Here is a 23,667-nt window from a genome sequence, read left to right as displayed (position 1 = left end):
CATGACGCCCCTAGCCGACAAGCTGGGCGCCGCCCTGGGTGCCAGCCGCGCGGCGGTGGACGCAGGCTACGCGCCCAACGACTGGCAAGTGGGCCAGACGGGCAAGATCGTGGCACCGCAGCTGTATGTGGCCGCCGGTATCTCGGGTGCCATCCAGCATTTGGCGGGCATGAAGGACTCCAAGGTGATCGTGGCGATCAACAAGGACCCTGAGGCACCGATCTTCAGCGTGGCCGACTACGGGCTGGAAGCGGATCTGTTCACGGCTGTGCCTGAACTGGTCAAGGCCCTGTAAGAACGCCCCTGTGCACACAAAGGCATCGCTCGCGATGCCTTTTTTTTGACGAAATTTCGCTTTCCCGGAGACACCCATGAGCTACACCGCCCCCGTCAAGGACATGCTGTTCGCCATCGAGCACCTGGCCAACATTGAACAGATCGCGCAAATCCCTGGTTTTGAAGATGCCGGGCTGGACACGGCCGCCGCCGTGCTGGAAGAGTGCGCCAAGTTCAATGAAGGGGTGCTGTCGCCGCTCAACTGGGAAGGCGACAAGAACCCGTCGAGCTGGAAAGACGGTGTGGTCACCACCACCCCCGGCTTCAAGGAAGCCTTCCGCCAATATGGCGAAGGCGGCTGGCAAGGCCTGCAGCACCCCGCCGACTTTGGCGGCCAGGGCCTACCCAAGACCATCGGCGCGGCCTGCATCGAGATGACCAACAGCGCCAACATGAGCTTTGCGCTGTGCCCGCTGCTGACCGACGGCGCCATCGAGGCGCTGCTGACAGCAGGCAGCGATGAACTCAAGGCCACCTACCTCGAAAAGCTGGTGACCGGCGAGTGGACTGGCACCATGAACCTGACCGAACCCCAGGCGGGCTCGGACCTGGCCCTGGTGCGCACGCGTGCAGAACCCCAGCCCGACGGCACCTACAAGATTTTCGGCACCAAGATCTTCATCACCTACGGTGAGCACGACATGGCCGAAAACATCATCCACCTGGTGCTGGCCCGCGTGCAGGGCGCGCCGGAGGGCGTCAAGGGCATCAGCCTGTTCGTGGTGCCCAAGTTCATGGTCAATAAGGATGGAAGCCTGGGCGCGCGGAATGACGCGCATTGCGTGAGCATCGAGCACAAGCTGGGCATCAAGGCATCGCCCACAGCCGTGCTGCAGTTTGGCGACCACGGCGGCGCGGTGGGCTACCTGGTGGGCCAGGAGAACCGGGGCCTGGAGTACATGTTCATCATGATGAATGCGGCCCGCTACGCCGTGGGCATGCAGGGCATCGCGATCTCCGAGCGCGCCTACCAAAAGGCTGTGCAGTACGCGAAAGACCGCGTGCAGAGCCGCCCCGTGGACGGTAGCATCAACGCCAGCGCAGCCATCATTCACCACCCTGACGTCAAGCGCATGCTCATGACCATGCGCGCCACCGTCGAGGGTTGCCGCGCCATGGCCACGGTGGCGGCTGCGGCGTTTGATGCCGCACACCACCACCCCGATGCCGACACGCGCAAGCAGAACCAGGCGTTCTATGAATTCATGGTGCCCCTGGTCAAGGGCTACAGCACCGAGACGAGCCTGGAAGTGACCAGCCTGGGCGTGCAGGTGCATGGTGGCATGGGCTTCATCGAAGAAACCGGCGCGGCCCAGTACTACCGCGACGCCAAGATCCTGACCATCTACGAAGGCACCACCGCCATCCAGGCCAATGATTTGGTGGGCCGCAAGACGGCGCGCGATGGCGGCCAGGTGGCCAAGGGCATCGCCGCGCAGATCGAGAAGACCGAGGCCGACCTGCTGGCCAGCGGCACGCCTGCTGCGCTGGCCGTGGCCAAACGCCTGACGGTGGCGCGCAAGGCGCTGCTCGACGTGATCGACTTTGTAGCCGGTGGCACCAAGGCCCAGCCCAACGCCGTGTTTGCGGGCAGCGTGCCCTACCTGATGCTGGCGGGCAATGTGGTGGCGGGCTGGCAGCTGGCACGCAGCCTGCTGGTGGCCCAAGACCTGTTGCACAAGGGACAGGACGAAGCCTTCATGCGCGCAAAAATAACCACGGCCCAGTTCTATGCCGACCACATCCTGGTGAAGGCTCCGGGCCTGCGCGACAGCATTGTGGAAGGCGCGGCCAGCGTGACCGAGCTGGCGCTGGAAGCCTTCTGAAGGACTGGCGTGCCGTGAGGAGACAGGCCACCTGCGGGGCAGGGGGCTTGATATAAAAATGATAGCTACGGACGCATGATTCACTAGCGCATCCGGCCTATTCCATCCCTATTCTTGTTCTGGAAGTTGTTGCCATGTCCAAACTGCCTCCCGTGTTGCAAAACCTGTCGCTGCCCGTCATCGGTTCGCCGCTGTTCATCATCAGCAACCCCAAGCTCGTGATCGAGCAGTGCAAGGCCGGTGTGGTGGGCTCCATGCCCGCGCTCAATGCCCGCCCTGCCGAACTGCTGGACGAGTGGCTGGCCGAGATCACCGAGACCTTGGCGGCCTACAACAAGGCGAACCCTGACAAGCCTGCTGCGCCGTTTGCCATCAACCAGATCGTGCACAAGAGCAACGACCGGCTGGAGCACGACATGCAGGTGTGCGCCAAGTACAAGGTGCCGATCATCATCACCAGCCTGGGTGCGCGCGAGGACGTGAACCAGGCCGTGCATGCCTGGGGCGGCGTGGTGCTGCACGACATCATCAACAACAAGTTCGCGCACAAGGCGATTGAGAAGGGCGCTGACGGCCTGATCGCCGTGGCGGCCGGTGCCGGTGGCCACGCTGGCACCAAGAGCCCGTTTGCGCTGATCCAGGAAATCCGCCAGTGGTTCGACGGCCCGCTGGCACTCAGCGGCTCTATTGCCAGTGGCGGCGCGGTGCTGGCTGCACAGGCCATGGGGGCAGACTTTGGCTACATCGGTTCGGCCTTCATCGCCACCCATGAGGCCCGCGCCAGCGAGGCCTACAAACAAGCCATCGTGGACGGCAACTCGGACGATATCGTCTACAGCAACCTGTTCACGGGCGTGCATGGCAACTACCTGGCGCCCTCGATCCGCGCGGCCGGCATGGACCCGGACAACCTGCCAGAGTCGGATCCCAGCAAGATGAACTTTGGCGGCGACGCCAAGAAGGCCTGGAAGGACATTTGGGGCTGCGGCCAGGGCATCGGCTCCATCAGCGCCGTGACCAGCACCGCCGAACTGGTCGCCAAATTGCGCAGTGAGTACGAGGCAGCCCGCGCCCGTCTCAAGCTGTGAATCTGCGCTCTGTGTGAGCGGCGGTGGCTTTGTGCCTCTGGGGGGCATTCGGCCATCTTTCTTACTTCACCCCGTCATTTGTTTCGCCCGCCATGTGTATCCCACAAGGCGGGCGAATGTCTTTGTGGGAGGTGTTCGAGCGGTGTCTTTGCGGTGACGCACCCGAGGGGAAACCCGCGTGAGGAGGAGAAGTCCCCTACAGATAATGGTGATGAAAAATAATCAATGAATGCCGGTGCCACGTTCGCCGGCCTTGTCACCATGTTGCGAGGGAGATGCCTGATGTTCCGTGCTTTTGTGTGCCTGCTGGCCGTGTGCGCCACCACCCTGGTTCATGCCCGCAATGAAGGCGTGACCGCCGATGAAATCCGGCTGGGTGCCTCGGTCGTGCTGTCGGGACCGCTCGGGCCGCAGACGGCACAGTACGGCGAGGGCTCGCGACTGCTGTTCGACGCGGTGAACGCGCAGGGCGGGGTACATGGCCGCATGATCCGGTACACCACACTCGATGATGCTTTCGACCCGCAAAAGGCCGTGGAAAACACGCGCCAGCTGCTGGAGAACGACAAGGTGTTCATGATTTTCCATAGCACCGGTACGGCGCAGACAGCGGCCATCCTGCCGCTGATCAAGGAGCAGCGCACTGTGCTGTTTGGCCCCGTCACAGGTGCCTCGGTGTTCCGGGAGGCGTTCAATCCCTATGTGTTCCATGTGCGTGCGGGTTATGCGAATGAGGCCAGCAAGATCGTGTCGCAGCTGCGCCAGCAAGGCATAACCCGTGTGGCGGTGTTCTTTCAGGACGACGGCCTGGGCAAGACACTGGCAGGTGAGCTCAAGAAGGCTTCGGACGAGGAGAAGCTGCCCTTTGTGGCCGAGATCAAGGTGGACCCTAAACAGCCCGACTTTGCTGCCGCCGCACAGGCGACCGAAAAAGCCCAACCCCAGGCTGTGATCGTGGCGACCGGCGGCACCACTTTCACGAGCTACATCAAGGCGGTGCAGGCCACGGCGGTGCGTCCTGCCTACTACGGGTTCTCCGTGGCCAGCATGGACGTGATCCAGCGCGAACTCAGGGACAAGGCGCGGGGCATCATCCTGGCGCAGATCATGCCTTCGCTGCGCAACACCACTATCCCAGTGGTGGCCGAATATCTGAGCCTGCTGCGTGCCAAGTCGCCCGGCGCTCAACCCTCGGCTTCGCAGTTTGAAGGTTTTGTCCACGCACGCTTGCTGGTGGAAGGGCTACGCCGCACGGGGCGCAACCTGACTACCGAGTCGTTCTCCAAAACGATGGAGGACGCGGGTGAAATTGCTTTTGGTCGTTTCAGCGTGAAGTATTCGCCGCGCAACCACAATGGGTCGACCTATGTGGAGCTGGCTATCGTGGACGCGGAAGGCAGTCTGCGTTACTAAGGGTCTCCACGCTTCGCGCGGTGGGCGGACTCTTGTTCATCGAGCCCGCTGCAGGTGATGGCAGACCAGCGGGAGACAGTGCAGCTGTGCAAAAAATCCTCTGACGGAGGACAATAGCGGGTTTTGTTGTTCCATCCTCGGTTCAGTTCGTTTTGCTGATTTGCGCAGCAGGCGAATCAGCGCGGAGGGAATCCGGATATCCAGCGGCGCGCTGTCCGCGGGGATTCAACACCTCACCCTATGTCTTCGTCCACATCCCGCACACCCTTGATCGACATGATCAAGGGCATGGCTTGCGCCACCATCGTGTGGCACCACTTGGCCTTCTATGGCCCGATGTCCGACATCGCCCATCCCTTGGCTCCATCACTCATAGCGTGGCTATATGACTATGGGCGCATGGCGGTGCAGGTGTTTCTGGTGTTGGGTGGGTACCTGGCTGCTGCGAGCCTTGCGCCCCAGGGCTTTGCGCGTTTCGATCATGCGGGCACCGCCATTGCCAAACGCTTCGTGCGGCTGGTGGTGCCTTATGCCGTGGCGTTGATGCTGGCGGTGGTGGTCGCCGCCCTCGTGCGACCTTGGATGGAGCACCACTCTGTGCCCGACCAACCCACCTTGTCCCAACTGTTGGCGAACGCCTTGCTGCTGCAGGATATCGTGGGTGAAGGCGCTTTGTCGGCTGGCGTGTGGTACGTGGCCATCGACTTTCAACTCTTTGCGCTGACCGTGCTGATGCTGGCCGGTGTACGTGCGCTGCCTGTGCGCTGGGTACAGCACCATGCAGCGGCCTTGTCGCAGGGGCTGGTGCTGTTGGTGACTGCTGCCTCGCTATGGGTTTTCAACCGCATCGCGGGTTTGGACATGTGGGCGCTGTACTTTTTTGGTGCCTACGGCCTGGGCATGTTGGCCTACTGGGCGGTGCGGGCGCCGCAGGCGCAGGCATGGGTCTGCCTCATGGTGCTGCTGGTGGGAGCAGCGCTGGCGGTGGATTTCCGGGCACGCATTGCCGTGGCTGCGGTCACGGCCTTGTGCCTGGTGGTGGCCATGCGCTCTGCGCGCATGCGCAGCTTTTCCGGTGTGTCGCCGCTCGTAAAGCTCGGCCAGATGTCGTACTCGGTGTTTCTGGTGCACTTTGCCGTGTGCTTGCTTGTGAACGCGGTGGTCAGCCACCTCTGGCCTACATCACCAGCGCTGAACGCCGTGGGCATGCTCCTGGCGTTTGGGCTGTCGCTGGCAGCTGGGCGTCTGTTGTATCTGCAAGTGGAGCGTCATGTGCCATCGTGGTCCACGGCCCTGCGCTGGCAACTGGGGCTGGTGGGGGCTGGCATGTTGGTTGTTATCTCTAGCAACTGGGCATAGCCCCTAAGCTGAGACCGCAGGGGCAGGCCGACTGGGCTGTCTTTTTAAGCGCGCCATGTCCTTCAGCCCAGTGCCGTGCTACTGCAAAAGCTTGCGTTCCCGGCGCTTGCGCTGCTTGTCCAGAAACCACGCCATGAAGGGCAGCAGGAGCATCGAGCCGGGGATCACCCAAATAAAAAGATAAGGGCTGACCGAAGACGCGGACCGCATCACATCCCGCAGGTGGGCTCGTTCCTCGGCACTCCAGGTGCCCTGGCGGCGCTGCTGCACCAGCCAGACCACCGAGCCCTTCATGGTGGCCATCTCCCGGCGCAAGCGGCTCTTTTCCCGGCTGTTGCCCGCGAGAAAAGAACAAAACCACTCCGGCGCGCGCTCCATGCGGCGCTGGAATGCCAGGGTTGAATCCGGGTCGAATGCGTCGGAACTTTGCTGGCTTTGGGGGCGTTGCGAAGAAGTCATGTTATGCAGCATTGTCTCTGGGGATGCAGGTAACAACAAATGGACATTGCTGAAACATACTTCAACTGCGCAAATGGACCTTTGCTGACGGTTTGGTTGTAAACATGCTCGAGGGGTCCGTAGACGGCCTCAAGTCATGATCGCTTGCGTGAAGCAAAAACCGAATGCGCTGGCATCGCCACAAACATTAGTCAACCAGTGGTTAGCGCGGCCCTGAGCGCATGGAGTTCAGACAGGGGCACTGGGCACCCGCCCGCGTACTTGTCTTTGATGGAACTTGTCAGCGCAGTGTGAGGACGCAACTGCATGCTCGAGGCTGTTGAACTTCTCTTTGGCGCTCGACGGTCAATCCGAGCGCACAAGCGGTTCGGCTGCGCCTACCCTAAATACCAGTCGCTTCGTAAGATATGTGCATGAAATCTCGATCTTCATGTGGCGCAATCCGCTACCAACCATCCACTCAAAATGTGGATATTCACCGAAACGAAGGCGGCTTCACTTTGGTGGAGATCTTGGTAGCCATCGTAATTTTGGCCTTCGGCATGTTGGGGACCGTGGGCATGCAAGCATTTGCACTTCAGGCTAATCGTGATGCCCGTCTTCAAGCTCAGGCAGTGGTTTATGCCCGCGAGTTAGCTGAAATGATGCGTGGCAACAAAGAAATTGCCGTAAAAACCACTGCGGCTGCTAATCCCTACTTGGTGACGTCAATGACTATTTCATCGCCTAGCTATTGCATGGCTGTCGGTAATGCATCTACCGGTTGCACATCCACGCTGGATGTTGCCACTGCAGAAATGACGGATTGGCTGGCTCGCGTAGCGGCTGATCTGCCCGACGCTCGCGTCACTGTGTGTTTTGACGGCACTCCATACGACTCCAGTGGCCTTCCTCAATGGACCTGCAACGCAACGGGGGCTGATGAAATCGTGTTCATCAAAATCGGTTGGACGCGGACTGTGACGGACAAAAGCCAAACCGGCAGCGCAGCACTCGAAAGGGCAAGCGACAGCGCGAGCCGACCCTACGTAGTGGTTCCTGTGACCAGTGGGAACGTGACATGATTAAGCGCTCAACTTTCCGTGATGGATTTGGGAGGCGCCACCGAGTGACTAGCCTCCAAAAAGGGGTCACTCTCATTGAACTGATGGTGGCTATGGCTCTAGGCTTGTTGATTGCTCTTGCGGCCGCTGCTTCTTTGTTGATTTCTCGCCAAGGGTTTACTGCAGTTGATGCAGCCTCGCAGTTGCGTGATAACGGGCGGTATTTGCAAAGCCTTACCCAGCGCCTCGGCGTGCAGGCTGGTTATAGAGATATCAGGTTTGCAACCGATACAACTGCCAAAACAAATCAATCGTACGGAGCGGGCACTCCCCCGCCAAACGTTTTTGGATTGAATAATGCCTCCCGTACATCTACTGCGACTTGGGATTCAGGTACTACACGCACATCCGGACAGGTTGGCTATGGAAGTGATATTCTGGTACTGAGGCATCAAACTAGCTCGTCAACTCCGGATGCTACAGCCTCAGACAGTACCATGATTGACTGCGCGGGTGTTGCATCTACGGCGATCCCTACAGGACTGGATGATAAACTGGTCAGTATTCTCCATGTGGGCGTCGGATTAGACGGCGAGCCTTCTCTTTTGTGCTCGCGATCGGATACTGGTGCAGCGCCTTATGACGTGCAGCCTATTATTTCTGGAGTCGAGAATTTTCAGGTTCTTTATGGTGTCGATGGTATTGCGCCAGGGAACACAACTGTACCTATTCCATCCACTTCAGCTGACTCGATTCCCGAGCGATATTTACGGGCAGATCAGCTTACGGTCGCTGGCAATGATGCTGCTACATATGCTAATTGGCAGCGTGTCAGAAGTATAAGAATTGGCGTCGTACTGCGTGGACCACCTGGCTCTGCTATCGATAGCAGCAGCCAAACTTTTTATCCCCTGGGAATTTCTAAAGGATCTGCGAGTGGCACCAAAGGATCCGGTTTTGCCAACAACACGACAGACCCAGGTACTGTTTACACGCCTACAACGGATAATCGTTTGAGGCAAGTCGTTACGTTTACGGTACATCTGCGCAATTTTCAGGGCGAGTACTGATATGAAAAAAGCATATTCGCAGAAAATAAATCAAATATCAATGAATCAGCACGGGCTCTCGCTGATCGTTGTGATGCTAATTCTTATCGTGGTTTCGGTGCTTGGTGTGGGGGGCATACAGATATCCATGATGGGCGAGCGTGGGACTCGAAATGAAAGAGATATGCAGATCGCTTGGCAGGGGGCTGAAGCAGGCTTGATAGATGCAGAGTTTGATATTGAAGGCCTCCCTGCAGCCTCTCCAAACAAGCGCAATACTATATTCAAGCGAGGTGATGTAGATCTCGCTAAGTTCATAGACAACTGTGGCGACTCGGGACAAAGTGTTGGTCTATGTGCGCTGAAAGAAGCTGGTAAACCTGCATGGTTGACTGTTGATTTCACGGATTCGAGCACTGGTGCGAAGTCGGTACAGTTGGGCACATACACAGGACGGGATTTTCCGTCGGGAGTCAAGGGTATACAGCCAGCAAAGCCACCTCGCTATGTCATAGAACCCATTCTTGACCGATACGGCGTGAAATCTTATAGAACCACCGATCCCACGGCAGGGTCTGGTCCCTCCTATATCTATAGAGTCACATCGATGGGGTTTGGTCCTAATGGAGAGACGCAAGGTGTGGTTCAGATGATTTATAGAAATTGAGTGGTGAAACGAATATGTCAAAATTGTCTGAAAATCTGGTGATTGTCGGCGCAAACATGCGTCGGAAATTTCAAGATGTATTGCCCGGCACGCGAGCCGCATATCTTGCGTGGGGGTTGGCGCCACTTGTTATCGCTGTTTCTTTTGTCGCAGTTGGAAGCGGAACTCCCCCTGCGATTCCGGCTGTGGCGCTTGCCACAGAGCCTTTGTATGCGGCTGTCGTCGTCGATAAGCCAGCTTTGGCGCTTGCGTTGTCTGTCGAATTTCCAACTGTTGGAGCCCAATACACTCCTGGTGGCAGTACGGATAATACCTACAACTCTGCAAAGGAGTATCTGGGTTATTATGATGCTGAAAGTTGCTATTCTTATAATGATGCCCCTTTAGAGACGCCTACTGGTACACAAACTGTTGCCGACTACAAGCGCTTTGACCGTATCGGCGCGGCTGCGGCTCGTAAATGTTCGAATGCATTCAGTGGTAATTTTTTGAATTGGGCGTCGAGTTCAGCGATTGACATGCTTCGCCTCGCTCTGTCCGGCGGGGATCGGTATATCGATACGGCATCTCTGACAATTTTGCAGCGTGCCGTTATTCCTAATGGTGATCCCACTTGTATGTGGAACAGCACCAACTTTCCAGCGAAGCAATTGTCAAAAGATGGTGGTGGCGCTGGGACTTACTGGGGGGCCGTTCCCACTGCCATGATCACTGCCGCTAACGGCAGTGACATCTACGTTGCCAACACTCTGAATCGTATTTATTTTGGAACTTCCCAAACGGGAGGTTGTGGCAACACTTCAGCATATACATTGAGTGCAAGTACCAGTTCCACGGCCATTGGTCCGATTACAAACAGCACGTCCAATCGGCCCAGCAGCTCCACACTATGTGCTGCTGAAAATGCAACATGCAGTTTCACAGGCGTGAAAGAGGTCTGGTATGGTGCAAAATCTGGTGGAACCAATAAGTGGAAAGTAGCGCCCGCATACAATGGTGTTTCATGCACCAATGCGGTTTTTGGAGATCCTTGGTCGGGTCAATCCAAGAGTTGCTATATTGCTGACTACTCCGGGTCTTGGACACCGCCAACATCCACAGCAGCGCTAAATTCTGATGGATTTTTCTATGCTCGGGTACAAGTATGTAATGCTGTATCTGGCACTTTGCAGGATTCTCGTAACTATAATTTTTGCAAGCAATACCCAAGCGGTAACTACAAGCCTACCGGTGTAATTCAAAAATACAGTGATCAAATGCGGCTCGCAGCATTTGGTTATTTGCTGGATCAAACAGCCAGTTATAACTCTGGTGGGCGCTATGGTGGAGTTCTTCGCGCACCCATGAAATATGTCGGGACGAAGACTTATAGTATTACTGGGCAGGATAATACTCCGTCGGGTGGAAATCCAAAAGCTGAGTGGAATGCGAATACGGGGGTTTTTTACGATAATCCGGACTCTAATTCTTCGCCCGCCATCAGCGGGGTTATCAATTATTTGAATAAATTCGGTCGCACTGGGCCTACACCCGGGGTATACAAGAAATATGACCCCGTTGGTGAGTTGCACTACGAGACACTTCGTTATTTGCAAGGCCTGCAGCCGAGCGCCGACTCTATCAGCGGCACCATTACAGCAACGATGGCAGATGGCTTCCCCTACTTTACATCCTGGACTGACCCATACGGAGATGGTCGTAGCAATGCTAGCGACTACTCTTGCGTAAAGAGTAATATTGTGGTTGTGGGTGATATAAACACCCACGATGGCAATCGTCTTCCTACTGCCAGTGCTGCCAATAATATTCCTGACATAAATTATTGGCGGGGTATTGTTCAGAAGTTCGAAAAAAATACCACTGGTACCTATTTGGATGGGCAGGGGAATACGCAGTCTATCTCAAATCCAAATACGGCAAATAACAGTGTGCCTACTGGGACTGATCGTAGTCAAATTATGGGCTCGGCGTATTGGGCAAGGACGCATGACATCCGAGGTACAGGGTGGACAGCTGATTCAGCTAAACAGCGTCCTGGGCTACGTGTCAAAACTTTCGTGTTTGACGTGAATGAATATGGTGCTCAGAACGACGACAATACTCGCCGCACAGCCAATCAATTCTTTATGGCTGCTAAATATGGTGGATTTGAAACAGATCCTACCAATCCCGGTCAAAAACCATACAATGTCAAAGGTAATCCATTCAAAGATCAAAACAATGTAAATAATAATAATGTCTGGCAGAAAGCCAACGAGGCGGGTGAGGCTAATACTTATTATGTTTATAACACGTCGAAAACTTCTCCGGCTCGGGAAGTGCTCACCGCTTTCGATGAGATCTTCAGTAGAGCTTCTACAAGTGCCCGAAGCGTTGCGGGCGGGGGGTTGAGTACTGGAAGCAAGGTTACTAGTAACTCTGTTTCTTACTCTGCGAAATTCGATACTAGTAACTGGAGCGGCGATGTGGTTGCCGAGCCTGTTACGCAGGACGCCAGCAATAATCTTGTTGTCGGCACTCAGCTTTGGAGTGCCGCTCAGCGGTTGGATAATATGATTTCGCCGGCCACCAATCGCAAGATCTTCGTGGGCCGTGTGGGGGCTACATCCACCACTACTGCCACCGCATTTACTTGGACAGCTATTGATACGGCGCTGCAAGATCAGTTGAATAAGTCAAGCCCTGCTGCTGCTTCAGATGGTCTTGGGGCTGACAGGCTTGCCTATCTCCGTGGTGACAGAACCAAAGAAGGGGCTCCCTTCAGAGTCCGTAGCTCTTTGTTAGGGGATATCGTAAATTCCAATATTTCATATTCTGGTGCGCCGTCAAAGGCGTTCACCGGAACCGGGTACACCGCATTCCGGGCCGCCTACGATTCGCGTACGCCAGCCGTTTTTGCAGGGGCAAACGACGGGATGCTGCATGCATTTAACGCCACGACAGGCGATGAGTTGTTCTCTTACATTCCCAGTTGGCTTGGACGTAATTTATCAGCCTTAACTGATCCTTCTTTTGCTAATAATCACCAAAACTATGTTGATGCCCCATCGGTAGTTTCAGAAGCTCAAGTCGCGAATACAGGGGCAAGTACTGATTGGAAGACGGTTCTCGTATCTGGTACTGGAGGAGGGGGCTCCGGAGTTTTCGCATTGGACGTATCCAATCCTTCCAATTTTAGTGCATCCAGTGTAATGTGGGAGTTCACTCGCGCCGACGATGAAGATATGGGTCAGGTTGTAGGCGAGCCAAAGATACTAAAAATAAAGACCAGTGGCACTAGCTCAACAGTTACATATCGCTGGTTTGCTGTAGTTGGTAGCGGGGTGAATAACTATGTTCCTGATGCGGATGGTAGATTTAGCGCTACTGGCAAGCCTGCACTCTTTCTGCTTGCGCTAGATAAGCCTTCTGGCGCAGCGTGGTCATTGGGTAATAACTACTACAAGGTTTCCGTCCCTACGGATTCCAGTTTGATTTCAAGCAATGCCACTGGACTAGCCAACTTTAGCGCTCTATATGGTACCCAAGGCGAGATGACCGATATCTACATGGGTGACCTTCATGGCGCTCTTTGGAGACTCAAATTTGCAGGCAAGGCGCCTTCAGATTGGAATATGGATAAATTGTCGTTCTTTGATAAGGGGAGCGCCGGCAGCCCTGTTCCTTATCCGTTGTACATCGCCCGTACCGGAGACGCGAGTCCTAAGGTGCAGCCTATTTTTGCAGCTCCAACTCCTTTTGCCGGTCCAATTGTCGGTGGGCTGGAGTCTTTTTATGTGGTTTTCGGAACTGGTAAATATTTGGAGTCAGGTGATAATATTTCCACAACAACCCAGTCTTTATATGCTGTCTATGACAATGGCACTACTACTGCCGATGATTCACCGGCAGGGGCGAGTGTTATTACCGGCCGAGGGCGCCTGCAAGCAGGTACAGTAAACACGACCACCAAGGCCATTGCGGTAAGCGCCTTCAAGTGGGGGCGCCCGGCGACCAATGCCGATACAACTAGCCGAGCTGGTTGGTATTTTGATTTGCCAGTGTCTGGAGAAAGAATCGATCAAGCTGCACTTGATCTAGGAACATTGTCGGCTGCTGTCAACTCTAAGATCCCCGGCTCTACTACTTCGGGGGCGGGTTCTTGCTCTAACACTCTGGGTAGTGGCAACCAATATTTCTTGAGTATCAACAGTGGGTCGGGGTCCTATGTTCCCTCTAGCCTCGGTTTACTTGGCCCCCCAGTGCTTCTATCGAGCGATTCAGAGACGGTGGTTACTCCTTCCGATAGCACCGGGCGACGCGTTCGCACGACAACATTGCGTCGCTTTACTCAAGCGCAGAGCGGCATTGATACGAGCGCGCCTCCAGTTACGACAAAAGAAACTATTGGACGATTAAATTGGCGGCAAATTTTTAATTATCAAGATATGAAGAATGCGCCATGAATAGAGTAAAAAAATATTCCGCAGGGTTCACGTTAATTGAACTCATGATTGTTGTAGCAATCATTGGCATACTAGCTGCTGTTGCTTATCCTGCTTACACTGACTCTGTCCTCAAGGGCCGTAGAGCACAGGGCAGGACTGCCGTGGCGCAGTTAATTCAGCAACAAGAGCGCTACGCCACTCAGCAGAATTGCTACCTCGGGTTCACCACGAATTCTTCGACGGGCGCCGCGACTGCCACCTCCCCCGGCTCAGCTTGTGGGGGAGTTACCGCAACGTCTGTGCCGTTTAAGACCTTTTCGGGTGATACGTTGGCAAATTCTCATTACATATTAAGTTCAGATACTTGTCCTGCCGGTTCTAGTACCCTTTCCATTGGCGATTGCGTTAGAGTGATAGCGACACCAGTGAAGGCCGATCCCCAGGTGGGGGCGTTGCAGATGACGACTACCGGTACGAAATCGTGCACGGGTACGGCTGCAGCAACGGACCCGAAACTATGTTGGCCATGATTATGAAAAATCGTAATGCTGGTTTTACCCTTATTGAACTTATTGTCACAATAGCTATCGCAGCAGTTTTGGCAGCGCTTGCTGTGCCTAGTTTTGTTCAATATCAGCGTAATTCAGAGCTTACCTCGCTAACCAATTCGTTATTGGCCGCGGTGAATGCCGCGAAAGGTGAGGCCATGAAGACAGGTAGGAATGCGTTTGTTGTTCCCAAGGGAACTGGCTGGAATAGTGGTTGGATCGTTTACGTGGATACGAATCGTGATAATGCTTACACTGAGGGGACTGACATAGCCGTTCAAACTCAAGACGCGCTCAAGAGTTATTTCAGCATCACCGGTAACAATATTGCCGCAGGTTCGACCCCTTATATTAAATTTGATAACTCGGGCTATTCCGTGGACAACAGCGCTGCCCCTGTGGCACTTAGTTTGACCATCGCTAGGACGGACGCACCTAGTACCAGTGCGCTGGAGGAAACCCGGCGTGTGGTAGTGGCCCGTACGGGCCGGGTGAGGGCGTGCAAACCGAGTGCCGATACAAGCTGCACCAGTTCAGCGACGCAATAAACAATCCGAGGAGCACCGCACGTATTTAGGCTATCGCGTTCCCTGAAATTTTGGGCGATACGTTCAATGTTGAGTGTTTTTAAATTGTTTGAGCGGTGCGCCTTGAGCTGCAGCTTCAACCGCAACTCGCAGCTGATGCAGGTCAATATCCAAACGAAAAACTGTCTTGAAATCAGGCACCCCCTGCCTCAAGTTCAGTGCAATTCGGAGGACATAGACCATGCGTCTCGACAAATTCACCACCAAATTCCAGGAAGCCCTGAGCGATGCACAGAGCATTGCACTAGGCAATGACCACGCTTACATCGAGCCGGTACATGTGCTGCAGGCCATGCTGCAACAGGACGATGGCCCGAAGGCGCTGCTGCAGCGTGCGGGCGCCAACGTACCCGGCCTGTTGGCGGGGGCCGAGGTGGCGGTTAAGCGCCTGCCCCAGGTGCAAGGCAACGACCAGGTACAAGGCGGCCCCGAGCTGGGGCGTGTGCTCCAGGCCACCGAGAAAGAGGCCATCAAGCGCGGTGACCAGTTCATCGCCAGCGAGCTGTTTTTGCTAGCCGTGATCGACAGCAAGGGCGAAGCCGCCAAGATCGCCAAGGACAACGGCCTCACGCGCAAGAGCCTGGAGGCCGCCATCGAGGCCGTGCGCGGCGGTCAGAAGATGGACAGCGCAGAGGCCGAAGGCCAGCGTGGTGCTCTGGCCAAGTACTGCCTGGATCTCACCGAGCGCGCTCGCCTTGGCAAGCTGGACCCCGTGATTGGCCGCGACGACGAAATCCGCCGTGCCATCCAGGTGCTGCAGCGCCGCACCAAAAACAACCCTGTGCTGATCGGCGAGCCCGGCGTGGGCAAGACCGCCATCGTAGAAGGCCTGGCCCAGCGCATTGTGGCGGGCGAAGTACCCGAGAGCCTCAAGGGCAAGCGCGTGCTCAGCCTCGACATGGCCGCGCTGCTTGCGGGTGCCAAGTTCCGGGGCGAGTTTGAAGAGCGCCTGAAAAGCGTGCTCAACGAACTGGCCAAGGACGAAGGCCAGACCATCGTCTTTATCGACGAGCTGCACACCATGGTAGGCGCGGGCAAGGGCGAGGGCGCGATGGACGCGGGCAACATGCTCAAGCCCGCGCTGGCGCGTGGCGAGCTGCACTGCGTGGGGGCCACCACACTCGACGAATACCGCAAGTACATCGAAAAGGATGCAGCACTGGAGCGGCGCTTCCAGAAGATCCTGGTCGGCGAGCCCACCGTGGAGGCGACCATTGCTATCCTCCGCGGCTTACAGGAGAAGTATGAGGTCCATCACGGCGTGGACATTACCGACCCAGCGATCGTCGCTGCGGCCGAGCTGAGCAATCGCTACATCACGGACCGCTTCCTGCCTGACAAGGCGATCGACTTGATCGATGAGGCCGCGTCCAAGATCAAGATCGAGATGGACTCCAAGCCTGAGGTGATGGATAAGCTCGACCGCCGCCTGATTCAGCTGCAGATCGAGCGCGAAGCGGTGCGCCGCGAGAAGGACGAGTCCTCACAAAAGCGCTTTGCGCTCATCGAGGAAGAGATCACCAAGCTGCAAAAGGAAATCGCCGACTACGACGAGATCTGGCAGTCTGAAAAGGCCCAGGCGCAAGGTAGCGCTCATGTGCGCGAGGCCATCGACAAGCTCAAGTTTCAGATCGAGGAATTCACTCGCAAAGGCGACTTCAACAAGGTGGCCGAGTTGCAGTACGGCAAGCTGCCTGAGTTGGAAAAGCAGCTGAAGGAAGCCCAAGCGCAAGAGGCTGGCAAGGACGGCGCGCCCGCCACGCGCCGCCTGCTGCGCACGCAGGTGGGCGCTGAGGAAATCGCTGAAGTGGTGAGCCGCGCTACGGGCATTCCCGTGGCCAAGATGATGCAGGGCGAAAAAGACAAGCTCCTGCAGATGGAGTCCAAGCTGCACGAGCGTGTGGTGGGCCAGCAAGAGGCGATTGCCGCAGTGGCCAATGCGATTCGTCGTTCGCGCTCGGGGCTGAGTGACCCCAATCGGCCCACTGGATCGTTCCTGTTCCTCGGCCCCACGGGCGTGGGCAAGACCGAGCTGTGCAAGGCGCTCGCGGGCTTCCTGTTTGATAGCGAAGACCACCTGATCCGCGTCGACATGAGCGAGTTCATGGAGAAACACTCGGTGGCCCGTCTGATCGGTGCGCCGCCCGGCTATGTGGGCTACGAGGAGGGTGGCTACCTGACCGAGGCCGTGCGCCGCAAGCCCTACAGCGTGCTGCTGCTCGACGAGGTGGAGAAGGCCCACCCCGACGTCTTCAACGTGTTGCTGCAGGTGCTGGACGACGGCCGCCTAACCGACGGCCAGGGCCGCACCGTGGACTTTAAGAACACGGTGATCGTGATGACGAGCAACATCGGCTCGCATCTGATCCAGGCCATGGTGGGGCAGGATTCGGAAGACATCAAGGAAGCCGTCTGGGGTGAACTCAAGAACCACTTCCGGCCTGAGTTCCTGAATCGCATTGATGAGACCGTGGTGTTCCATGCGCTGGATGCCCAGCACATTGCCTCGATCGCCAAGATCCAGCTGCAGCTGTTGCAATCCCGGTTGGCGAAGATGGATTTGGAGTTGCAGGTGTCCGACGCTGCCTTGGCAGAATTGGCCAAGGTGGGGTTCGACCCCGTGTTTGGCGCACGGCCGCTCAAGCGGGCGATTCAGCAGCGCATAGAGAATCCGCTGTCCAAGCTGTTGCTGGAAGGGCGATTCCCACCCAAGAGTGTGATTCCGGTCACCGTCAACCCTGTTCTGGAGCCTGGCGTGTTCCAGTTCGGAGTCGCCCCGCAAGAGTGATGTGGGCTCGGGAAGCGGTTGCGGTGTGATTCAGCACCGCAATCTGCATCCCAAGTTGTGAAGGAGAGGTGTCGTTTGAATGATTTTGTTGCGGGTGTCGTGAGCTTTCTGTTGCGTCTGGTCGTAATTGCCATGGGCTTGGTCCTGTTTGCCAGCCTTTTGGTCGCAGCCATGTTGTTTGCGCTGGTGTGGGTGCTGCGTGCAGGCTGGGCGCGCCTGACAGGACGACCGGTGACGCCGTGGGTGATGGGTGTGGACCCACGCACAGGCTTCAGCACGGTCTTTCGGTCTACGCAGCGGTGGTCTGCTGGCCGCCGAGGCAATAGTGCGCCTGAAGGCGCCAGTGAAGACGCCGCCGCATCGCGCCGTGGCGGCATCCTGCCGGGGGCGGCACAGGTCACTGACGTAGAAGCACGCGAAGTGCGTTGACGTGGCAGTGGCGGCCGCTGCACTTTGGCTGCCACCAACCCCATTGCATGAGAGCCCCGTGGTACGAGCGTAAGCCTACGGGCGTCAACCCTAGGGCGCCTGCCTTTTTGTGACGCGCCCATCGGGGGTGTCTCCTATCATCCGTCCATGACACCAGCCGATATCCGCGCACATTTCGATCTTCAGTTCCAGGCCAGCCGTGCGCACGTGGACGTGCCGCTGCTCGTGCGGCGAGAGCGTTTGCTGCGCTTGCGCAAGTTGCTCGATGAGAATGGGCCTGTGCTGGCGGCGGCCGTGCAGGCCGACTTTGGCATGCGGTCACCCCGCCTCACGGAGGTGGCAGACTTCTTGGTGCTGCGCACCTTGCTGTCGCACACGCTGCGCCACTTGGCAAAGTGGGTCAAGCCCCGAAAGGTGCATACGCCGATTCACCTTCAGCCGGCCCACGCCTTCATCCAGCGTCAGCCCATGGGGGTGGTGGGGGTGATTGCACCGTGGAATTACCCGGTGCAACTGGCCCTGGCACCCGCCATCACCGCGCTGGCTGCGGGCAACCGCGTGATGCTCAAGCCCAGCGAGTTGACGCCCCATACCTCGGCCCAATTGGCGCTACTGGTGGCGCAGTTCTTTGCCCCCGACGAATTCTGTGTGGTGCAGGGAGACGCCAACCTGTCCGCCTTGTTTGCCTCGTTGCCTTTCGATCATCTGGTGTTCACAGGCTCCACGGCGGTGGGCCGCAAGGTGGCGCAGGCGGCAGCGCAGAACCTGACACCGACCACGCTGGAGCTGGGCGGCAAGTCGCCCTGCATCATCGACGGCCATTGCGACATGGCGGACGCGGCCGTCAAGATTGCGCACGGCAAACTGCTCAATGCGGGGCAAACCTGTATTGCCCCCGACTATGTGCTGCTGCCGCGTGGCCGTGAGGGCGAATTTGCGCAGGCTTACCGGGCCGCAGTGGCGCGCCTGTTCCCCACCATCGAGGGCAACGCCGACTACGCCTCCATCATCACGCCCCGCCACCATGCCCGTTTGCGCACGATGCTGCAGCAGGCGCAAACACAAGGGGCAGAGGTGCACACGATCGACCCTACCGACGGCAAACCCATGGTGTCCACCGTGGGAACGCTGGGCGACGGTGCAAGCCGCCAGATGCTGCCCACGCTGGTGTTTGGTGCCACCTCGCAAATGCAGCTCATGCAGGAGGAAATTTTTGGTCCCATACTGCCCGTGATCTCGTACGAGCGGCTGGACGATGCCATTGCCCACATCAACAGCGGGCCCCGCCCGTTGGCGCTTTATTGGTTTGGCCAGAGCGAAGCCGTGCGCGACGACGTGTTGCGCCGCACCGTCAGCGGCGGGGTGACGGTGAATGACACGCTGATGCACATTGCGCACGACAACCTGCCGTTTGGCGGCGTGGGCGACAGTGGCTGGGGCGCTTACCACGGCGAGCAGGGATTTCTGCGCTTCTGCCACCAGAAGTCGGTGCTGGTGCAGTCGCGCTGGGCCATGGGCTCGCTGTTCTATCCGCCCTATGGGGCCAAGTTCGACCAAGTCATGGGGCTGCTGCGCCGCTGGTTGTAATGCTTTGTGTGAGTTGCCCGGGTGCTGTCTGACCGTCTTCCGGTTCGTCGTCCACCATGGCAGCAGGCAGCGGCGGTTGGGTGATGAGCTGCACCATCGCATCGCGCAGCTGGCCGGTGGACACCGGCTTGTGCAGTAGCAACGCGGAGGTGGACTGCGCGTCGCGCAGGCGCTGGGGCGAGGTGTCACCCGTCATGATGATCGCGGGCACGTTGGTTCCCAGGTAGGCTCGCAGCGCCTGCAGTACCTGTTTGCCGGTTTCTTCATGGCGCAGACGGAAGTCGGTGATGATGATGTCGGGCGTCACGTCCTCCAGGACTTCCAGGGCGTCTGCGCTGGATTCTGCCGTCATGCACTGGCAGCCCCAGCTTTGCAGCAATGACTGCATGCCCAGGCGCACGGCCTCGTCATCGTCGATGGCCAGCACCTTCAGGCCTACCAGGCTGCGGCCGTCCTGGGGTGTGGTGGCATCGTCCTCCAGCGCTCCCTGCCAGCGGTCAAGCCACAGCCTGAAGACAGACCCCTTGCCAGGCTGCGAGCGCAACTCCACGGAGGTCCGCATTTCACGCGCCAGGCGCTGCACGATGGCCAGGCCCAGGCCCAGGCCTTTGCGGCGGTCACGCTCCGGGTTGCCCAGCTGGTGGAACTCCTTGAAGATGTGTTCCCACTGGTGCTCGGGGATACCCGCCCCGGTGTCCCACACCTCCAGCGCCAGCCGTTTTCCACGCGTGCGGCAGGCAATCAGTACACCGCCCTGAGCGGTGTAGCGCAGGGCGTTGGAGATGAAGTTGTGCATCACCAGGCCGACCAGGGAGCGGTCGGCAAACGCGGCGGCAGAGGTCTCGCGGGTGCGGTACACCAGGCCGGCCGTGTCGGCCTGCACGCCAAACTCCTGCTCCAGCGCGGTGAGCAGGGGCTGCACCGCAAACGCGGCTGGCCGCACCTTGACCACGCCGGCCTCCAGCCGGGAGTAGTCGAGCAAGGTGGTGAGCATCTCGGCCGCAGCGCCAGATGCGGCATGTGCATGTTTCAGCACGGTGCGCTGGTGGTCATTGAGCGGGCTGCGGTGCAGCGATTCCAGAAACAGGCCCATGGCATGCAAGGGCTGGCGCAGGTCATGGCTGGCAGCCGCCAGAAAGCGGGATTTGTCGCGGTCGGCCTGCTCGGCGGCCTCCTGTGCCGCCAGGGCCCGCTGCGATTCGGCCCGCAGCTGGCTGACCAGGCGTTCGTTTTCCAGCTTGAGCGCAATGCTGCGCCTTGTGGCACGGTCGGCCGTGCGTGCCTGCAGGCAGGTCAGCGCGTAGTACACCCCGGTCAGGAACAGCGCAGGCCACATCACGGGCCCACCCGCCAACGCCACTGACAGCATCACGCCGCCGATGGCGCTGGTGAGGTAGGTGACGTAGGCCCGGTACAGCGGCGCGCCGAGCCCGAGCGCTCCCGACGAGACGGTGCTGATGATGCCGATGGCGTAGATGACGCTGTCGGAGTTGCCCCAGTACAGCACCACATAGCCCAGGCTGCCCCAGCTCAGGCCCATGGCCGCCATGCAGGCGATGAGCTTGCGCGCGGCCTGCGGCGCAGGATCCACAAACGGTGCAATGCTGCGCAGCGTGAGGTACACCCCGGCCACCACCAGCGTGTGCGAGACCAGCCATACCGTAATGGCCTGCGTGTCTGCCACGCGGGCCATGACCCAGAGCGTGCCCAGGGCCGTGGCCAGCGATGCCAGCAGCGTCATCGGAAAGTTCTGTCGCAGCAGGGCTACCTGTGCGCGCAGGACCTCGTCGCGCTCCCACACCGGCCAGCCCCAGCGTGTGGGTGGTATCACCGGTTCGAGGGGCAGCGGACTGGTTTCAGAGGGGGTCATGAAGCTGCGGGGTGGACAGGCCCAGGCGCTGGGCCGCCAGCAGCGCAGCGCTGCGGCTGTTGACGCCCAGCTGCGCAAAGATGGCCGCCACATGCACACGCACCGTGTTCTCGCTCAGCCCCAGGTCGCGGGCGATCACCTTGTTGGGCCTGCCCGTGCACAGCAGCGACAGCACATCCAGCTGCCGTGCCGTGAGGGATGGCGTGTCGGGCCCCCGCACGGTGGCGCTGTTGCCGCTGTTGATCGGAAAACACGGCTGGCCTGACAGTGCGCAGCTGATGGCCTCTAGGATGTCCTCGGCGCTGGCGGACTTGGGCAAAAAGCCATCGGCCCCGCGCGCGCGCGCTTCGTGGATGGCATCGGGTGCCACGCTGGCCGACACCAGAACGATGCGCGCCCGGGGGCACGCCTGTCGCAACAGTCGCAGGCCGTCCAGCCCGCTCATGCCGGGCAACTGGATGTCCAGCAGGACCAGGTCGATCTCCGCCTGCTGCAGTGCGCAGGCATCGGCGATCGATCCGGCCTCGGCAATGCTGCCCACGCTGGGGTGGTCCTGCACGATCAGGCGTAGCCCCGTGCGGAACAGGGTGTGGTCATCCACAAGCAAAAGACAGGCAGTCATACAGGCAAGTATTGCGCACAACCGGGTGTTGCGGGCTAGTCCATTTGTGCGATGGACGCACGGATGTGCACTTTCTAGACTTTCCGTCAAGCATTGAAAAGCACTTTGGGTGCGCACCAATGCGCAAACCTTCGTAACCACACTCCGTTTTCAAAGGGTTCCCATGACGATCAATGCACACACCCATGGCGCCAGCACCTCCGAAGCAGGCCTGCACCACAGCGAACGACGACCCGCGGCCAGCCCCGGCGCAGCCCATGCGGGCACCGGCCTGGGGGGCAACAGCGTGGCGCTCATCGTGCAGGAGCACTGCCCCGACATGCTGGCGGCAGCCGGCGTGGTGATCGAGCACCTGGACGCCCAGGCTGGCACCTGGCAGTTCTCTGCCGACGCTGGGCAGACCTGGCGTGGCATCCGCACCGACCTGATCAACCGGCCGGGCAACCTTGGCCTGGCGCTGGACCGCGACGCGCGCCTGCGGGTGCTGCCCTTTGGCGGCCACCGGGTGACGGGGGCGCGGGTGGCGTTCCATACGGTGCAGCGCAGCCATGGCCAGGGCAACGGCAGCTACCGTGCGTATGCCAGCGAAGACCGCGATGGCGGTTCGCGCACCGTCACCCTGGTGCTCAGCCTCGCGGCCATCAACGGCGCCCCACCGGCAGTGCATGTGCCCCGCCCCCGCAACAAGCGCGCGATGGTGCAGCGCGCAGCAGCAGCGGCCACTGCGGCTGCGGGCAGCGCCTTGTCGGGCGCCATGGTCATGGCCTGAGGGTCGGCTGCGGGCCCCTGCGAATGCGGGGCGTGGGGGGCAAAAAGCGAGGCAGGGAGGCGTGACCGACAGGGCTGCGCTACCCGCCTGTCAGGGTGGAAAAACCGTTTGCGGCGACAATGCCGGTCCTTTTGTTTTTTCATTCCCCGTTTTCGTTCGGTTTTTTCATGTCAAGTATCCAGGTTCGTCCCGCTACGCTTCGCGATGCCAAAGCCATCGCCCAGATCCACACTGTCTCTGCCCAAGAGGCTTACAAAGGACTGGTGCCAGACGAGCAGTTGAAATCCATGTCGGTCGAAAAGCGCCAGGCCTACTGGCGCGAGGCCATTGAATATTGCGAGCCCCAGGTCCAGGTGGCGGTCGATGGCGAGAAGATCGTCGGTTTTGTCGGCTACGACCGCTCGCGCGATGAAAAGTCCCGCCCCACCACTGGTGAAATCTGGGCCATCTACGCGGCCCCCACCCATTGGAACCAGGGCGTAGGCCTGGCCCTGTGGGACGCCGCCCGTGACGGCCTGCAAGAAGAAGGCTGCACCAACGTCACCGCCTGGGTGCCGCTGCGCAATGAGCGCGCGCTGCGCTTTCATGAGCTGGCCGGCTTCAAGCGCGAGCTGTCCACTGCCAAGACCGCCGTGATCGGCGGCGTGAAGATCGAAGAAGTGCGCCTGAAGCGCCCGATCAACGCTTAAAGTGCGACGACACCCCCCTGCGTCGCTGCGCTCGTTCCCTCCGCTCTGGCTTCGCTGCGCTGCGCGGACAGGGGGACGATGCCTTCGCTGCAGGGCGGCCCTTGCTCGGCA

At 58.8% G+C, this 23,667-nt stretch carries 19 protein-coding genes; 16 read left to right on the top strand and 3 right to left on the bottom strand.

Annotation, left to right across the window (positions count from 1 at the left end):
• From ASC83_RS16915 to ASC83_RS16895, 5 genes are all read left to right on the top strand, one after another.
• Positions 1–295: electron transfer flavoprotein subunit alpha/FixB family protein (locus ASC83_RS16915; RefSeq protein ID WP_056064955.1), on the top strand; the 295-nt coding region annotated here is incomplete at its 5' end.
• Positions 296–371: 76 nt separating this feature from the next.
• Positions 372–2,162: an acyl-CoA dehydrogenase gene (locus ASC83_RS16910; protein WP_056064952.1), complete on the top strand. Its 1,791-nt coding sequence runs from the start codon at positions 372–374 to the stop codon at positions 2,160–2,162.
• Between the two features lie 134 nt (positions 2,163–2,296).
• Positions 2,297–3,250: a nitronate monooxygenase family protein gene (locus ASC83_RS16905; protein ID WP_056064951.1), complete on the top strand. Its 954-nt coding sequence runs from the start codon at positions 2,297–2,299 to the stop codon at positions 3,248–3,250.
• A 282-nt stretch (positions 3,251–3,532) separates the two neighbouring features.
• On the top strand, positions 3,533–4,663 hold the full coding sequence (locus ASC83_RS16900) for an ABC transporter substrate-binding protein (RefSeq protein WP_056065196.1): 1,131 nt from the start codon (positions 3,533–3,535) through the stop codon (positions 4,661–4,663).
• A 240-nt stretch (positions 4,664–4,903) separates the two neighbouring features.
• Entirely contained in the window at positions 4,904–6,022 is a 1,119-nt protein-coding gene (locus tag ASC83_RS16895; protein WP_056064949.1) for an acyltransferase, read from the top strand.
• Positions 6,023–6,100: 78 nt separating this feature from the next.
• Here ASC83_RS16895 and ASC83_RS16890 read toward each other — a convergent pair whose 3' ends face one another.
• A complete protein-coding gene (locus ASC83_RS16890; protein WP_056065194.1) occupies positions 6,101–6,481 on the bottom strand; it encodes a hypothetical protein in 381 nt (126 codons plus the stop codon).
• A 413-nt stretch (positions 6,482–6,894) separates the two neighbouring features.
• On the opposite strand from ASC83_RS16890, the gene pilV reads away from it, so the two are divergent.
• The 9 genes from pilV (at position 6,895) to ASC83_RS16850 (ending at position 19,606) form a co-directional block, all read left to right on the top strand.
• Positions 6,895–7,545, top strand: coding sequence for a type IV pilus modification protein PilV (pilV, locus tag ASC83_RS23660; RefSeq protein ID WP_082522507.1), 651 nt, complete (start codon positions 6,895–6,897; stop codon positions 7,543–7,545).
• 44 nt (positions 7,546–7,589) lie between these two features.
• Complete coding sequence (locus ASC83_RS16885) at positions 7,590–8,594, top strand: PilW family protein (protein WP_255356918.1); 1,005 nt, start codon at positions 7,590–7,592, stop codon at positions 8,592–8,594.
• A 1-nt stretch (position 8,595) separates the two neighbouring features.
• Positions 8,596–9,240: a PilX N-terminal domain-containing pilus assembly protein gene (locus ASC83_RS16880; protein ID WP_082522486.1), complete on the top strand. Its 645-nt coding sequence runs from the start codon at positions 8,596–8,598 to the stop codon at positions 9,238–9,240.
• A gap of 14 nt (positions 9,241–9,254) precedes the next feature.
• A complete protein-coding gene (locus ASC83_RS16875; RefSeq protein WP_056065192.1) occupies positions 9,255–13,685 on the top strand; it encodes a pilus assembly protein in 4,431 nt (1,476 codons plus the stop codon).
• The gene (locus ASC83_RS16870) at positions 13,682–14,197 is read left to right on the top strand and encodes a type IV pilin protein (RefSeq protein ID WP_056064943.1); all 516 of its coding nucleotides are present in this window, start codon (positions 13,682–13,684) and stop codon (positions 14,195–14,197) included. Before ASC83_RS16875 ends, ASC83_RS16870 begins: the two co-directional genes overlap by 4 nt.
• Positions 14,185–14,763, top strand: a complete 579-nt coding sequence (locus ASC83_RS16865; RefSeq protein ID WP_156379533.1) for a GspH/FimT family pseudopilin — start codon at positions 14,185–14,187, stop codon at positions 14,761–14,763. Before ASC83_RS16870 ends, ASC83_RS16865 begins: the two co-directional genes overlap by 13 nt.
• 220 nt (positions 14,764–14,983) lie before the next feature.
• Positions 14,984–17,590: an ATP-dependent chaperone ClpB gene (gene clpB / locus ASC83_RS16860; protein WP_056064941.1), complete on the top strand. Its 2,607-nt coding sequence runs from the start codon at positions 14,984–14,986 to the stop codon at positions 17,588–17,590.
• A gap of 75 nt (positions 17,591–17,665) precedes the next feature.
• Positions 17,666–18,019, top strand: coding sequence for a hypothetical protein (locus ASC83_RS16855; RefSeq protein WP_056064939.1), 354 nt, complete (start codon positions 17,666–17,668; stop codon positions 18,017–18,019).
• Positions 18,020–18,166: 147 nt separating this feature from the next.
• Positions 18,167–19,606 (top strand): coniferyl aldehyde dehydrogenase, encoded by a 1,440-nt coding sequence (locus ASC83_RS16850; protein ID WP_056064937.1) that lies wholly within the window; start codon positions 18,167–18,169, stop codon positions 19,604–19,606.
• Here ASC83_RS16850 and ASC83_RS16845 read toward each other — a convergent pair.
• Positions 19,578–21,476, bottom strand: coding sequence for a hybrid sensor histidine kinase/response regulator (locus ASC83_RS16845; protein ID WP_056064936.1), 1,899 nt, complete (start codon positions 21,474–21,476; stop codon positions 19,578–19,580). The two genes, ASC83_RS16850 and ASC83_RS16845, sit on opposite strands and share 29 nt — an antisense overlap.
• Positions 21,463–22,098, bottom strand: a complete 636-nt coding sequence (locus tag ASC83_RS16840; protein WP_056064934.1) for a response regulator transcription factor — start codon at positions 22,096–22,098, stop codon at positions 21,463–21,465. The genes ASC83_RS16845 and ASC83_RS16840 overlap by 14 nt, the downstream gene beginning before the upstream one ends.
• Before the next feature lie 163 nt (positions 22,099–22,261).
• On the opposite strand from ASC83_RS16840, the gene ASC83_RS16835 reads away from it, so the two are divergent.
• Positions 22,262–22,867, top strand: coding sequence for a hypothetical protein (locus ASC83_RS16835; protein ID WP_056064932.1), 606 nt, complete (start codon positions 22,262–22,264; stop codon positions 22,865–22,867).
• Between the two features lie 167 nt (positions 22,868–23,034).
• Complete coding sequence (locus ASC83_RS16830; RefSeq protein ID WP_056065189.1) at positions 23,035–23,556, top strand: GNAT family N-acetyltransferase; 522 nt, start codon at positions 23,035–23,037, stop codon at positions 23,554–23,556.
• The last annotated feature ends 111 nt before the right edge of the window (positions 23,557–23,667 follow it).

Source organism: Acidovorax sp. Root402, from assembly GCF_001425125.1.
Taxonomy (GTDB): domain Bacteria; phylum Pseudomonadota; class Gammaproteobacteria; order Burkholderiales; family Burkholderiaceae_C; genus Acidovorax; species Acidovorax delafieldii.
The sequence above is the reverse complement of the archived record's forward strand: the minus strand, read 5'-3'. Positions and strand labels throughout refer to the sequence as shown.